The sequence below is a fragment of the Streptomyces kanamyceticus genome, assembly GCF_008704495.1.
GTDB classification, from domain to species: domain Bacteria; phylum Actinomycetota; class Actinomycetes; order Streptomycetales; family Streptomycetaceae; genus Streptomyces; species Streptomyces kanamyceticus.
Genome location: NZ_CP023699.1, coordinates 6,223,565 through 6,236,681, shown reverse-complemented (window position 1 = coordinate 6,236,681; position 13,117 = coordinate 6,223,565). Strand labels below are relative to the sequence as shown.

Annotated in this window: 11 protein-coding genes and 1 other RNA gene; 2 read left to right on the top strand and 10 right to left on the bottom strand. The window is 70.4% G+C overall.

From position 1 onward, the window contains the following. Window positions 1–2: 2 nt before the first annotated feature. Window positions 3–1,268: an MFS transporter gene (locus CP970_RS26745; protein ID WP_055550736.1), complete on the top strand. Its 1,266-nt coding sequence runs from the start codon at window positions 3–5 to the stop codon at window positions 1,266–1,268. Here CP970_RS26745 and dacB read toward each other — a convergent pair. The 6 genes from dacB to ftsE form a co-directional block, all read right to left on the bottom strand. Beyond that, window positions 1,192–2,784 carry a D-alanyl-D-alanine carboxypeptidase/D-alanyl-D-alanine endopeptidase gene (dacB, locus tag CP970_RS26740; RefSeq protein WP_055550734.1) on the bottom strand — a complete coding sequence of 531 codons (1,593 nt, stop codon included), beginning with the start codon at window positions 2,782–2,784 and terminating at the stop codon, window positions 1,192–1,194. The genes CP970_RS26745 and dacB overlap by 77 nt on opposite strands. A gap of 85 nt (window positions 2,785–2,869) precedes the next feature. Continuing rightward, window positions 2,870–3,239, bottom strand: a transfer-messenger RNA (tmRNA) gene (ssrA, locus tag CP970_RS26735). 134 nt (window positions 3,240–3,373) lie between these two features. After that, window positions 3,374–3,895, bottom strand: a complete 522-nt coding sequence (gene smpB, locus CP970_RS26730; protein WP_055550732.1) for an SsrA-binding protein SmpB — start codon at window positions 3,893–3,895, stop codon at window positions 3,374–3,376. 18 nt (window positions 3,896–3,913) lie between these two features. After that, window positions 3,914–5,128: a S41 family peptidase gene (locus CP970_RS26725; RefSeq protein WP_055550730.1), complete on the bottom strand. Its 1,215-nt coding sequence runs from the start codon at window positions 5,126–5,128 to the stop codon at window positions 3,914–3,916. A 78-nt stretch (window positions 5,129–5,206) separates the two neighbouring features. Beyond that, window positions 5,207–6,124, bottom strand: a complete 918-nt coding sequence (gene ftsX / locus CP970_RS26720; protein ID WP_055550727.1) for a permease-like cell division protein FtsX — start codon at window positions 6,122–6,124, stop codon at window positions 5,207–5,209. Between the two features lie 53 nt (window positions 6,125–6,177). Continuing rightward, window positions 6,178–6,867, bottom strand: a complete 690-nt coding sequence (ftsE, locus tag CP970_RS26715) for a cell division ATP-binding protein FtsE (protein WP_030788113.1) — start codon at window positions 6,865–6,867, stop codon at window positions 6,178–6,180. 240 nt (window positions 6,868–7,107) lie between these two features. Between ftsE and CP970_RS26710 the strand changes: the two genes are divergently transcribed. Continuing rightward, the gene (locus CP970_RS26710; protein ID WP_055550746.1) at window positions 7,108–7,299 is read left to right on the top strand and encodes a hypothetical protein; all 192 of its coding nucleotides are present in this window, start codon (window positions 7,108–7,110) and stop codon (window positions 7,297–7,299) included. A gap of 187 nt (window positions 7,300–7,486) precedes the next feature. Here the strand turns inward: CP970_RS26710 and CP970_RS26705 are convergent, their stop codons facing one another. The 4 genes from CP970_RS26705 to CP970_RS26690 form a co-directional block, all read right to left on the bottom strand. Further along, window positions 7,487–8,155: a hypothetical protein gene (locus CP970_RS26705; RefSeq protein ID WP_150494034.1), complete on the bottom strand. Its 669-nt coding sequence runs from the start codon at window positions 8,153–8,155 to the stop codon at window positions 7,487–7,489. A 288-nt stretch (window positions 8,156–8,443) separates the two neighbouring features. Next, window positions 8,444–9,550 (bottom strand): peptide chain release factor 2, encoded by a 1,107-nt coding sequence (gene prfB, locus CP970_RS26700; protein WP_055553333.1) that lies wholly within the window; start codon window positions 9,548–9,550, stop codon window positions 8,444–8,446. A gap of 71 nt (window positions 9,551–9,621) precedes the next feature. Continuing rightward, a complete protein-coding gene (locus CP970_RS26695; RefSeq protein ID WP_055553332.1) occupies window positions 9,622–10,863 on the bottom strand; it encodes a serine/threonine-protein kinase in 1,242 nt (413 codons plus the stop codon). A gap of 131 nt (window positions 10,864–10,994) precedes the next feature. Further along, window positions 10,995–12,659, bottom strand: a complete 1,665-nt coding sequence (locus tag CP970_RS26690) for a serine/threonine-protein kinase (RefSeq protein ID WP_055553331.1) — start codon at window positions 12,657–12,659, stop codon at window positions 10,995–10,997. Window positions 12,660–13,117: the final 458 nt, after the last annotated feature.

Here is a 13,117-nt window from a genome sequence, read left to right as displayed (position 1 = left end):
CCATGCCCCGCAACCCCTACGCCCGCCTCTTCGCGATACCCGGCGCCACCGCCTTCACCGTCGGGAACCTCATCGCCCGGCTGCCCATGGGCATGTTCAGCGTGAGCGCCGTGATCATGATCTCCGGGGCCCGCGGCTCCTACGCCCTGGCCGGTGCCGTCACCGCGACCGGCCTCGCCGCGACCGCCGTCGTCGCGCCGTGGACCGCGCGGCTCGTGGACCGGCACGGCCAGGCGCGCGTCGCCGTCCCCGCCACCGCCTTCGCCGCGCTCGGCTCGCTCTCCCTGCTGCTCTGCGTGCGCTACGGAGCACCCGACTGGACGCTCTTCGCCTCGTACGCCGCGACGGCCACGACCCCCAACACGGGCGGCATGTCCCGGGCCCGCTGGGCGCATCTGCTCAAGGGCGACGCCCCCGCGGTGCACACCGCCAACTCCTTCGAACAGGCCGCCGACGAGCTCTGCTTCATGCTCGGCCCGGTGCTCGCCGCCTTCCTCTGCGGCGCGCTCTTCCCGCAGGCGGGCACCCTGATCGGCGTGGTCCTGCTGCTGACCGGCGTGCTGGTCTTCGCCGCCCAGCGCGCGACGGAACCCCCGCCCCGTGGACGTACGGAAACGTCACCGGGAGGACGTACGGAAGCCTCCCCGGAGAGCCCGTCGCCGCTCCGCGCGCGCGGGATGCCCGCCCTCCTGGTCGCCTTCCTCGCCACCGGCGCCGTCTTCGGCTCCCTGGAGGTCGTCACGATCGCCTTCGCCGACGCGCAGGGGCACAAGTCGGCCGCGGGCGCGGTCCTCGCCCTCCAGGCCGCGGGGTCCTGCGCGGCGGGCCTGGTCTACGGAGCGGTGCGACCACGCGGCCCGCTGGTGCGCAGGCAGTTGCTGTGCGGCGCGGCGATGGCGGCCCTGATGACGCTGCCGCTCCTGTCCGTGACGGTCACCGATTCGCTGATCGCCCTCTCCGGAGCGCTGCTGATCGCCGGGATGGCGACGGCGCCCACCATGGTCACCGGCATGACGCTCGTCCAGGAGCGCACCCCGGAGGACCGGCTCAACGAGGGCATGACGCTCGCCGTGACCGGGCTCCTCGGGGGCATCGCGGGCGGCGCGGCGGGCGGCGGCTGGGCGGTGGAGCACCTGGGCCCCGCCGCGGGCTACGGGGTCCCGGTGGCCGCCGCCTGCTGCGCCCTGCTCGTCAGCAGCGCGCAGGCTTGCGCCACGCGCACTCCAGCTCCCCCGCCCGCTCGGCCCCGCGTACCGAACGGGACCTGACCGGTACGGCCCTGTCCTCGGTCGAGGACGCGAGGGTCACCACGATCGCGTCCTCCAAGGGCTTCACTGAGGCGGACAGGTAGTTGTTGAGGATGATGCTGAAGACCAGTTCGCGGCCGTCCTTGTCCTTGACGTAGCCGGACAGCGCCGACGCGCCCGTCAAAGAGCCGACCTTTCCGCGGGCGTTGCCCGCCGCCGGGGTCCCGCACATCCGCGAGCGCAGCGAACCGCCGACGAACTTGCCGGGGACGCAGGCCACCGAGAGGGACGCCTCCCAGTCGGCGAACCACGGCTCGCCCCGCACCGCCCGAAGCAGCTTCACATACTGGTCGGCGGGGGCCAGGTTCTTGCGCGAGAGCCCCGAGCCGTCGACCTGGCGCAGCCTGCCCGGGTCGACGCCGATGCCCTTCAGATAGCCGCCGATCGCCGCGACCCCGTCACCCCAACTGCCCGGCCTGCCCGTCGCCTTGTACCCCATGGCCTTGGTCAGGGACTCGGCGTGCATGTTGTTGGACAGCTTCATGAACGGGATCAGGAGGTCCTTGAGCTTCATGGAGTCGTGCGTGGCGAGCTGCCGCGCGCTCTTGGGGGCCGCGGCTCCGGTCCTGGTCGGCCCGGTCACCCGCACCCCGTGCGCGGCCAGCGCGTCCCGGAAGACGGCGGCCGCGTACCCGGTCGGCTCCCATACGGTGACCCACTCCTTGGCGGGGTCGGCGCCGACGGGGACGGTGCCGCTGACGGTGATGGTGTTCTCGCCGTGCCGCCGCTCCACGGCGATGGCGTCGCGGCCGCCCGCCGCGACGGTGCTCGCGCGCAGATCGATGTCTACGTAGTCGGTCTTCGGCGTCACGCTCACCCGGGGCCTGTCCCCGGCCCGCTTGCCCGGCGCGACCTCGACGATGACCGTCCCCGTGTCGTAGTCCGTGTCCGGGGCGACGCTCAGGGCGCTGATCTGCGCCGCGTAGTACGAGGACTCGTCGTCGCCGCCCCAGGTGTCACCGATGCGCCGGTCGTCGAAGCGGGTGTCGTCGGCGACGAGCCGCCCCGAGACCTTCCTGATGCCCGACTCGGCGATCTTCGCGGCGAGTTGGTCGTAGTCCTTGGCGAGCGTCGTCGGATCGCCCGTGCCGCGCAGGTACAGGTCTCCGTTCAGTACGCGCCCGTGCCGCTCGCCGTCGGCCAGGACGTCGGTGGTGAACCGGTGGTCCGGGCCGAGGAGCGCCATGGCGGCGGCCGAGGTGAGCATCTTGGTGCTGGAGGCGGGCACGAGGCGGCCGCCGGGCTGACGCTGGTAGAGGACGTCGCCGGACGCGGCGTCGGCGATCACCACGCTCGCCGTGCCGCCGTCCATGCGGGGGTCGCCGAGGATGGTGTCGATGGCTTCGGGCAGTCCGCTGCGGTCGGCTTCGGCCCCGGCGGGCGAGCTCCAGGAGAGGGTGGCTGCGGCGACGCCGAGGACGGCGGGCCAGATCCAGTGGCGCAGGCGGGCGGGGGCGCGGCTCACGGGTCTACTCATGGCCCTGGAGCATCCCGGAAGACGGGCGGACGCAACAGAGGCCCGAAGGTCGTGTCGACCTCGGGCCTCTGTTGTCACATGGGGTTTGTGGAGATGGCGGGAATCGAACCCGCGTCCAACGGTGCAGAATCAGGGCTTCTCCGTGTGCAGTTCGCTGCGATTTTCTCGGCCCCGGCAATCTCGCGAACAAGTCGCCGACGGGCCCAGCCACTGTTTGATTTCCTCCTAGGCCCCGTGACCGGGTCTAGAAGTTTAGTCCCCTAGCTGATGCCAGGATCCGGGTCGGGAACAGCCCCGGGCTGACACTTCGCAAGTCGCTACTTAGGCAGCGAGGGCGAAGGAATCGCGCTTGGTATCGGCGATTATTTTTTGCGACATATGGTTTACGAGATCATTGCCGCTTCCTCGACACGCTTCCCCTGCTTCGACATCCGCTGTCGAAACCGATCATCCCCATGTTGATTTTTCAAGGTGGGCCTTTCGACCCGGCGCCCCTGCGAGAGGGACTCAGCGTCCCTGCCTGCGGGACGTTGTCCATCGTACGTGACCAACGGCCGACCGTGCCAGCGTATTCCTGGGGGCCCGGGAGCTACGCGATCCCCTGCCGCCGCCGCGCCGACGAGATCGCGCGGTTCGTCTCGCGGGTGTCCTGCTTCTCGCGCAGCGTCTGCCGCTTGTCGTACTCCTTCTTGCCCTTGGCCAGGGCGATCTCGACCTTGACCCGGCTGTCCTTGAAGTACAGGGCGAGGGGCACGATCGTGTGACCCGTCTCCTGGGACTTCGACTCCAGCTTGTCGATCTCGCTCCGGTGCAGCAGGAGCTTGCGCTTCCGCGTGGCCGAGTGGTTGGTCCAGGTGCCCTGCACGTACTCCGGGACGTGGATGTTGTGCAGCCACGCCTCGTGGCCGTCGATGTGCACGAAGCCGTCCACCAGGGACGCCCGGCCCATCCGCAGCGACTTGACCTCGGTGCCCATCAGCACCAGGCCGCACTCGTAGGTGTCCAGGATGTGGTAGTCGTGCCGCGCCTTCTTGTTCTGCGCGATCATCTTCCGGGCAGGAGCCTTCTCATTGGCCTTCGCGGCCTTGCGCTTAACCTTTTCCTTCGCCATAGTGCGGCCATTTTCGCACTACGAGGGGGGTCCGAGGCCAGTCAATACTGTCTCGGCCCGACCCTCGGCCCCGTCCTCGGCCTCCAGATCGGGCGTGATGCCCTGTCCGTCGACGGTCCGCCCCGCGGGAGTGCGGTAGTGGCCGACGGTCAGCTCGGCCACCGAACCGTCTGGCAGCCTGCTCGGCATCTGGACCGATCCCTTGCCGAACGTCCGGGAACCCACCACGACCGCGCGGCCGCGGTCCTGAAGGGCGCCCGTGAGGAGCTCGGCCGCGCTCATCGTGCCGCCGTCGACGAGCACGACCACGGGTCTCGCCGTGTCACCGCCCCGCTCGGCGTGCAGCGCCTTCTGCTCGCCCCGTACGTCGTACGTCGCCACGAGACCGCCGTCGACCAGGGCGGACGCCGCCGTGACCGCCTCGGAGACCAGGCCGCCCGAGTTCCCGCGCAGGTCGAGGAGGATGCCCGCGCCCTGGGGAGCCTCGCGGATCGCGTCGCGCACGGCCTCCCCCGAGCCCTTGGTGAACGCGTCGACCTTGATCACCGCGGCGCCGTCCGTGAGTGCGCCGACCGTGACCGAGTCGGTGGAGAGCCGGGCCCTGTGCAGCGTCCTGCTCCACGCGCGCGTGCCGCGCTCCATGCCAAGGACCACCGGGGTGCCCGCGCGGTCGCCGCGCAGCAGGGCGACGACCTCGGTGACGGGGCGGCCCGTGACGCGCTCGCCGTCGATGGTGCGCAGCCCGTCTCCCTCGCGGACTCCCGCCAGGGCGGCGGGACCGTCCTTCTGGACCCGGGAGACCTCGATGCGGCCGTCGGCCGCGCGCCTGGTCCAGAGCCCGACGCCCGTGTACGCGCCGTCGAGGGACTGCTCGAACTCCTTGTACTCCCCCGGCGAGTACACCGATCCCCAGCGGTCCCCGCTGCGGCTGACCGCGTCCTGTGCGGCCTTCTTGCCGGACTTGCCGTCGGCCATGGCCTCGGCCGCGGCGTCGGCGGCTTCGTCCGCGGTGTCCGTGTCGCGCCCGTCCGCCCTGTCGTCCCTCGGGGGGCTCACGGCGTCGGAACGCAGGGAAGCGGGGGAGGTTTTCTGGCCTTCGTCGGCCGCGTCGCTCCAGGATCCGGTGGCCGCGCCGGTGACGAGGACGCTCGCGAAGACCAATGTCAGGGTCGCCCCGCGGCGGATGCGGCGGGTCCTGGAGCACCGGTCGACGAACCGGTCGGGGCCTGGCATGCCGGTGAGTCTAGGACAACCGAGGGCGCCGTACGGCTGGTTGAACCGTACGGCGCCCTTACGTGCTGGGGTCTCTTGTCACACCTTGAGGTACTTGCGCAACGCGAAGAACGCGGCCAGCGCGGGCATCAGCAGGCCGATCGCGAGCACCAGGGGCAGCTTCGCGAGCACGGCGTCCCAGCCGATGAAGTTGATCAGGTTGATCTTCTCGGAGAGTTCGAGGCCGTGGTCGATCATGAAGTACCGCCCGACGAGCAGCATCCCGCAGGCGACGCCGCCGCCGATGAGGCCCGCGACGGCGGCCTCCATGATGAACGGCATCTGGATGTAGAAGCTGGACGCGCCGACCAGGCGCATGATGCCGGTTTCACGTCTGCGGCTGAACGCCGAGACGCGCACGGTGTTGACGATCAGCATCAGCGCGACGACGAGCATCAGCGCCATCACCGCCACCGCCGCCCAGTTCATGCCGTTCAGGAGCCCGAAGAGGTTGTCCAGATAGCCCTTCTGGTCCTGCACGGACTGCACGCCGTCCCGGCCGGAGAAGGCGGTCGCGACCACCTGGTACTTCTCCGGGTCCTTCAGCTTGATGCGGTACGACTCCTGCATCTGGTCCGGAGTCAGCGAGCTGGACAGCGGGGAGTCGCCGAACTGCTCCTTGTAGTGCTTGTACGCCTCGTCGGCCGACTCGTGCGCGACCTTGTCCACGACGGGCATCTTCTTCAGATCGCCGAGGATCTGGTCCTTCTGCTCGTTCGTGACGGCGCCCTTGGCGCACTTGGGGTCCTGCTCGGCGTCGGCCTTGTTGCACAGGAAGATCGAGACGTTGACCTTGTCGTACCAGTAGCCCTTCATCGTGCTCACCTGGTCACGCATGAGCAGCGAGCCGCCGAAGAGGGCGAGTGAGAGCGCTACGGAGACGATGACCGCGAAGGTCATCGTGAGATTGCGACGGAGACCGACGCCGATCTCCGACAGGACGAACTGGGCGCGCATGGCGGCCTTTCAGTGGATCAGGTGGATCAGACGGTACGGGCGAGGCGGGGTCGTCAGTGCTGGTAGCCGTACACGCCGCGCGACTGGTCGCGGACGAGACGGCCCTTCTCCAGCTCGATGACCCGCTTGCGCATCTGGTCCACGATCTGCTGGTCGTGGGTGGCCATCACGACGGTGGTGCCGGTCCGGTTGATCCGGTCGAGGAGCTTCATGATGCCGACCGAGGTCTGCGGGTCGAGGTTGCCGGTCGGCTCGTCGGCGATGAGGAGCTTGGGGCGGTTGACGAACGCGCGCGCGATCGCCACTCGTTGCTGCTCACCACCGGAGAGCTCGCCGGGCATCCGGTCCTCCTTGCCGCCGAGGCCCACGAGATCGAGGACCTGGGGCACGGACTTGCGGATCTCGCCGCGGGACTTGCCGATGACCTCCTGCGCGAAGGCCACGTTCTCGCCGACGGTCTTGTTGGGCAGGAGGCGGAAGTCCTGGAACACGGTGCCCAGCTGGCGGCGCATGTGCGGCACCTTGAAGTTGGACAGGCGTGCGAGGTCCTTGCCGAGGACGTGCACTTGGCCGTGGCTGGTGCGCTCCTCGCGCAGGACCAGCCGCAGGAAAGTGGACTTTCCGGAGCCGGAGGAACCCACCAGGAAGACGAACTCGCCCTTCTCGATCTCTAGGGAGACGTCCCTGAGCGCGGGGCGGGTCTGCTTCGGGTAGGCCTTGGAGACGTTGTCGAATCGGATCACGGATGCACCACGGGTTGCCGGGGGTAGGTGTGCGTGACCATACGCGAAGCCGGTACGCGAGCGCAGTCGGCGTCCGGAGTTGCGCGGATTGTCTCGGAAGTACCGGGGAGCGGAACGGTCGGAAACCGTCGAGAGGGGGCGGGGCGCGCCGAAATCCGCGGAAGCTGGCACAGTGGTAGGGGGAACGATTGAGTTCCCCCTAGCGTTGGGCAGGCTGAGACTGTGCGGGAGGAGAAGCGCATGACCCTGGACCGGTTGGTATGCGCGAACTGCGCAGCGCCCGTGAATGAAGGCCGCTGCCCCGTGTGCCGGGCCAATCGCGAGCGCCTGCAGATGGAAGGGCCCTTCGCGGGGCTCAATCCCGCGGCACTGATAGCGCTGCTCGTGGTGCTGATCGCGGCCGTTGCGCTGCTCGCGCACCAGACCGCATAGCGGCGGCACACAGAGAGTCACGAGTTCGCCGTATCTCGCTGACGCGCGGTAACTGCCGCGCGGTAGCTGGCACGAGTGACTCCAGGTGACCACACGGACACCCGAAAGGGCCCGGAGCTTCGGAAAGCTCCGGGCCCTTCGTCGTACGTCGCGCACCTCAGGTACGCCGCACGCGCCGTCGCCCGCGTCAGGCAGTGGCGCCGCGGTTGCCGACCAGGCGCGGCAGGATGCGGAAGCCGATGCCGCCGGCGATCATCGTCGCGGCACCGATGATCAGGAAGGTGGTCTCGGCGGCGCCGGTCTCGGCCAGCTCGCCCTTCTCACCCTTGTTGCCGCCCTGCTCGACCGGCTTGGAGCCGGTGTCGCTCAGGCTGTCCTTGCCCTTGCCCTGCTCGACGGGCGTGGAGCCGCCGTCGGGGTCGGTGTCGTTGCCGCCGTTGCCACCGCCGTTGCCGTTGTCGTTGCCCGGGTCGCTCGGGTCGGAGGTGGGCGGGTCCGTCGGGTCGTCGGTCGGGTCCGGGTCCTCGGTGGGCTCGGTCGGGTCCGTGGTGGGCGGGTCCGTCGGGTCCGGCGGGTCCGTCGGCTCCGTGGTGGGCGGGTCCGTCGGGTCCGGCGGGTCCGTCGGGTCGGTCGGGATGCCGGTGGGCGGGTCGGTGGGGTCCTCGTCGCCCGCACCCGGGGTGTCCACGTCGACACCGACGCCGCTCTCGTCGGCGTGGGCGCCGACGCCCACACCACCGAGGTCGACACCGACGTCGAGGGCCGAGGCCGCACCCGCGGCGGTCAGCGAGGCACCGGCGGCGATCACGGCGCCGGCGGCTATCCGCGCGACGCGGATCCGCGTCTTCTTGGTCATCTGGCTGCTACCCCCAGTAGCTGAATCGTCAGTGAGGCAGCGCCCGGGGCGGGATTCAGCGCGGCCGCTGGGGACGATCGATCGGCCCCCACCGCTCACACGCGCCCCAGAAATACGCATGCCGCGCGCTAGCCTTTCACTTTTCGCTACAGCGTCAAGGTCGTTGCGTGCGCGATGTCCGATATCGGGGCAGTTGACCGTCGTACGGAGATGTGACTGTGACGTAAAAGGCAACTGCCGCCCAATGGACGGCAGTTGCCTTGTCGATAAAGCCGCTCAGGGCGGTATTTACTTCTCCTGCTGCTTGCGCCAGCGAATTCCGGCTTCCAGGAAGCCGTCGATCTCGCCGTTGAAGACGGACTCGGGGTTGCCGACCTCGAACTCCGTACGCAGGTCCTTGACCATTTGGTAGGGGTGCAGGACGTACGAACGCATCTGGTTGCCCCAGGAGTTGCCGCCGTCACCCTTGAGGGCGTTCATCTTCGCCTGCTCCTCCTGGCGGCGGCGCTCGAGGAGCTTCGCCTGGAGGACGTTCATCGCGGTCGCCTTGTTCTGGATCTGCGAGCGCTCGTTCTGGCAGGAGACGACGATGCCGGTCGGCAGGTGGGTCAGGCGGACCGCGGAGTCCGTCGTGTTGACGCCCTGGCCGCCGGGGCCCGAGGAGCGGTACACGTCGACGCGCAGCTCGCTCTCGTCGATCTCGATGTGGTCGGTCTGCTCGACCACGGGGAGGATCTCGACACCGGCGAAGGAGGTCTGGCGGCGGCCCTGGTTGTCGAAGGGCGAGATGCGCACGAGGCGGTGGGTGCCCTGCTCGACGGAGAGCGTGCCGTACGCGTACGGGACGTTCACGGCGAAGGTGGTCGACTTGATGCCGGCCTCTTCCGCGTACGACGTCTCGTAGAGCTCGGTCTTGTATCCGTGGCGCTCGGCCCAGCGCAGGTACATGCGCTGGAGCTTCTCGGCGAAGTCCGAGGCGTCGACGCCACCGGCCTCCGCGCGGATGGTGACGACGGCCTCACGGGCGTCGTACTCACCGGAGAGGAGCGTCCTTACTTCCATTTCGTCCAGCGCCTTCTTGACGGCGACGAGCTCGGATTCGGCCTCGGCACGGGTGTCCGGGTCGTCCTCCTCCTCGGCCATCTCGAAGAGGACACCGAGGTCGTCGATGCGACCTCGCAGGGCCTCGGCCTTGCGGACCTCCGCCTGGAGGTGGCTCAACTTGCTGGTGATCTTCTGTGCCGCTTCCGGGTCGTCCCACAGGGACGGCGCGGCCGCCTGCTCCTCGAGCACGGCGATATCGGCCCTCAGCTTGTCGAGGTCCAGGACGGCCTCGATCGACTCCATGGTCGAGGAGAGGGACTTGAGCTCTTCGGAAACATCGACGACTGCCACGACTCCAGCGTAACGGCTACGGCAACCGGCCTTGCCCCTGCGCAGCGGGGGCGGCCCCGGCGGGGCCGGAGCTACGGAGTGGGCGGCGCCGAGTTCACATTGTCCGGAGGCGGCGTCTCCGTGTCGTCGCCGCTCGTGGCGGCCCACGTGCCGATGCCCGCCGCGGCGACGATCACCGCTCCGGCCACGCCGAGCGTGATCCTGCGGCGGCGGGCCGACGAGCGGTGCTTGGCGGAGCCGGGGCGTGCCGCGCCCGTGGCGCGGGGGGCGCGGGCCGTGCCGCGGGCGCCGCCCGCCAGCTCGTCGGGTCCTGGGACGCGCATGGAGGTGTGGGTGTCGCGGTTGGAGTCGGCGGACGCGGAGCCGGGCACCAGGGGGACCGCGCCCCGGCGGGGAGCGGCCTCGCGGGGCTCGGGGGCCGACTCCTCGTACGCCTCGTCGGCGGCCCCCGGCTCCGTGTCCGGTTCGTCCACGTCCAGCGGCGGCATGCCCGCGACGAGCGGCAGCAGCTCCCGCAGGCGCGCGCCGAGCTCGGAGGCGCGCAGCCGGGAAGCGGGGGCCTTGGCCAGGCACTGGACGAGGAGCTGCCAGAGCTCCTCGGGGATGCCGGGGAGGGGGACGACCGTCTCGGTGACGTGCCGCCGCAGGACCGCGCCGGGGTGGCCGCCGCCGAAGGGCGTGAAGCCCGCGAGGAGCTCGTACAGGACGGTGGCCAGCGCGTAGATGTCGACGGCCGCGCGCGGCGGCAGGCCCTCGATGATCTCGGGGGCGAGGTAGTCGGGAGTGCCGATGATCTTCGTGGCGCGGGTGCGGCGCGGGGAGTCGATCAGCTTGGCGACGCCGAAGTCGGTGAGCAGGGCGGGATGCGCGCCGCCGGGGCCGAGGGGGCCCTGCATGTCCAGGAGTACGTTCTCGGGCTTGACGTCGCGGTGCACGATGCCCGCGGCGTGCGCGGCGGCGAGCCCGTCGGCGACGTCCGCGACGATGGCGACGGCGGCCTCGGGGGCCATGCGTCGCTCGCGGTCCAGGCGGGTGCGCAGGTCCGTGCCGCGGACCAGGTCCATGACCAGGGCCAGGTCGTTCCCGTCGACCACCAGGTCATGGACGCCCACCACGCGTGCGTGGTCGAGGCTGAGCAGCGCGGTGCGCTCCTGCACGAAGCGGCCGACGAGTTCCTGGTCGGATGCCAGGTCCTCGCGCAGCAGCTTGATGGCGACCGGGCCCTCGGGCCCCTCGCCCAGCCACACCGTGCCGGCGCTGCCACGGCCCAGGATCTGGTGGGCGGTGTACCGGCTGCCGATCTTGCGCGTCAAGACTGCTCCTACGGATGCGTGTTGGCGACAAAACTACGCGGCATTGCCGCCAACCTTCACTCCGGTAGCAGAAATCACCCTGCAGATGTCGACAAATCCCCAGAGTCGGCAGAACCGCCCGAGGATCGCCGCTAGTTGCCGCCGATCTTGCCCATCCAGTCGCTGACCGTGTTGTACCAGTCCGTCAGCTGCTCCCAGTAGCCCTTCGTCGTACCGATCCAGTCCTGGAGCGGGCTGAACTCCCAGACCAGCCAGCTCGCCACGAAGAGGATGAGGATCGTGAACAGGCAGCCCTTGAGGCAGCCGAGGCCCGGGATCTTCATCGGGTTCGCGCTGCGCTGCCGCGGCTCGCGCGCCTGGCGCGGTGCGGGCTGCTGGGGCGGCTGCTGCTGCGGGGGCGCCGCGTACTGCTGGGGCTGGTGCTGCTGCGGCGCGTACTGCTGCTGCGGCGGCGGCGCGTACTGCTGCTGCTGGCGCTGCCCGCGCGGCTGCTGCGGCGCGTACTGCTGGGGGCGCTGCTGCGGCTGCTGCTGGGGGCGGGCCACCTGGCGCTGGGGGCGGCGGCGCAGCGGGTCGTCGTTCGGGTCCAGGTGCGCCTGGTACTGCGTCTGTTCGTTGCGGTCGCGGGCCGCCCGCATCTGGTTCTGCCAGGGGTGCGGGTCGTTCGGGTCGCCGCCGGGCGCGTTCGGCGGGACCGGCGGCATGACCGCGGTCGGGTCGGCGCCGCCTGCGTTGTGCGGCAGGACCGACGTCGGGTCCGCGTCACCGGCGCCGCCGGTGCTCTGCATGACGCTGGTCGCCGCGTTCGGGTCGTACGAACCCGCGTTGCTCGGCAGGACCTGCGTGGGGTCGGCCGCGCCGGGAGTCTCCGGGACGTGGGCCGGTGCCGGATCCGGCATGAGCAGCGCGCCCACGCCCTCCGCGGCGGCGATCTGCGCCGGGGTGGAGTGCACACCGACGCCCTCGGCGACGGCGCGCAGGCCGCGTGCGAGGTTCTCGGCGCTGGGCCGGCGGTCCGGGTTCTTGTCCAGGCAGCGCTCGATGACCGTCCACAGCGGGTCGGGCACGGTCGAGGGGCGGCGCGGCTCGGCGCTGAGGTGCTGGTGCAGGACTTCGAGTGCCGACCCGCCCGCGAACGGCGGACGCCCGGTGACCAGCTCGTACAGCAGGATGCCCGCGCCGTAGATGTCGACGGCGCTGGTCTGCGGACGGCCCTCGGCGGACTCCGGCGCGACGTACGCGGGCGTGCCGACGAATTCGTGGGTGCGGGTGAGGCCGGGAGAGTCCGCGAGGCGCGCGATGCCGAAGTCGGTGAGCATCGGGTGCATGCCGCCGTCGTCCTGCTTGAGCAGCACGTTCGCGGGCTTCAGGTCGCGGTGCACGACGCCGTCCGCGTGGCTCGCGGCGAGCGCGTCGGCGATCTGGGCGGTCAGCAGGGCCGCGGCGACCGGCGTGAACGGGCCGTTCTCGCGCAGGTAGCGGTGCAGGTCGGGGCCCTCGACCAGGTCCATGACGAGGGCGAGGAGATCGCCCTCGACGACCAGGTCACGGGTCCTGACGATGTTCTCGTGCGTCAGCCTGAGCAGGACGGACCGCTCCCTGAGGAAGCGCATCACGACGTCCGCGTCGTTGGCGAGCTCCTCCTTGAGGACCTTGATCGCGACGGTCTCGCCGGGCTGGCCGGGAACGGCCGCCTCGGCGCCCGCGGTCTCCCGCTGGCGGGCTCGCCAGACGGTGCCCGTGGCGCCGCGCCCGAGCGGCTCCTCGAGCAGGTACTTGCTGCCTACCGGCCGCACGTCATGCGCTCCCTGCTGGTTCCTGGGGTGGTGGTGATGCTCTGTCGTCCTTGGCGCTCCGGCCTTCGGCCGAAGATGTTCCGACCCACTGTAGTGCCGCAGAACGGGGCACCGGCGGGTCGGATTCCGCCCGGCCGCCCACTTGCGGCATCCCTCCGGATTCCTCCGGATCGCTGTCCGCAGGAAAGACGCTCAGCCGTGGCCATTGGTTGCCGAGTGGTCCCGAATTGCCCTCCCGCCGGAAGCTCGGGTGGATATCCACAACGGTCCAAGCAGGAACTTTTCCGAGCAGAGGCGACCAATCAAGATCACTTCAAGATCACTTACGGGTGGCCGCCGGGCGTGTTGTCAGTGGCAGGTGCGAGGATGCCTCCAGTACTGGCCGACGTGCCCGTGTGCGGTGGGGGGAATCACAGCGCGAGTCCCCATGCCGTGCCCAGCGCAGAAGGGACCGCTGA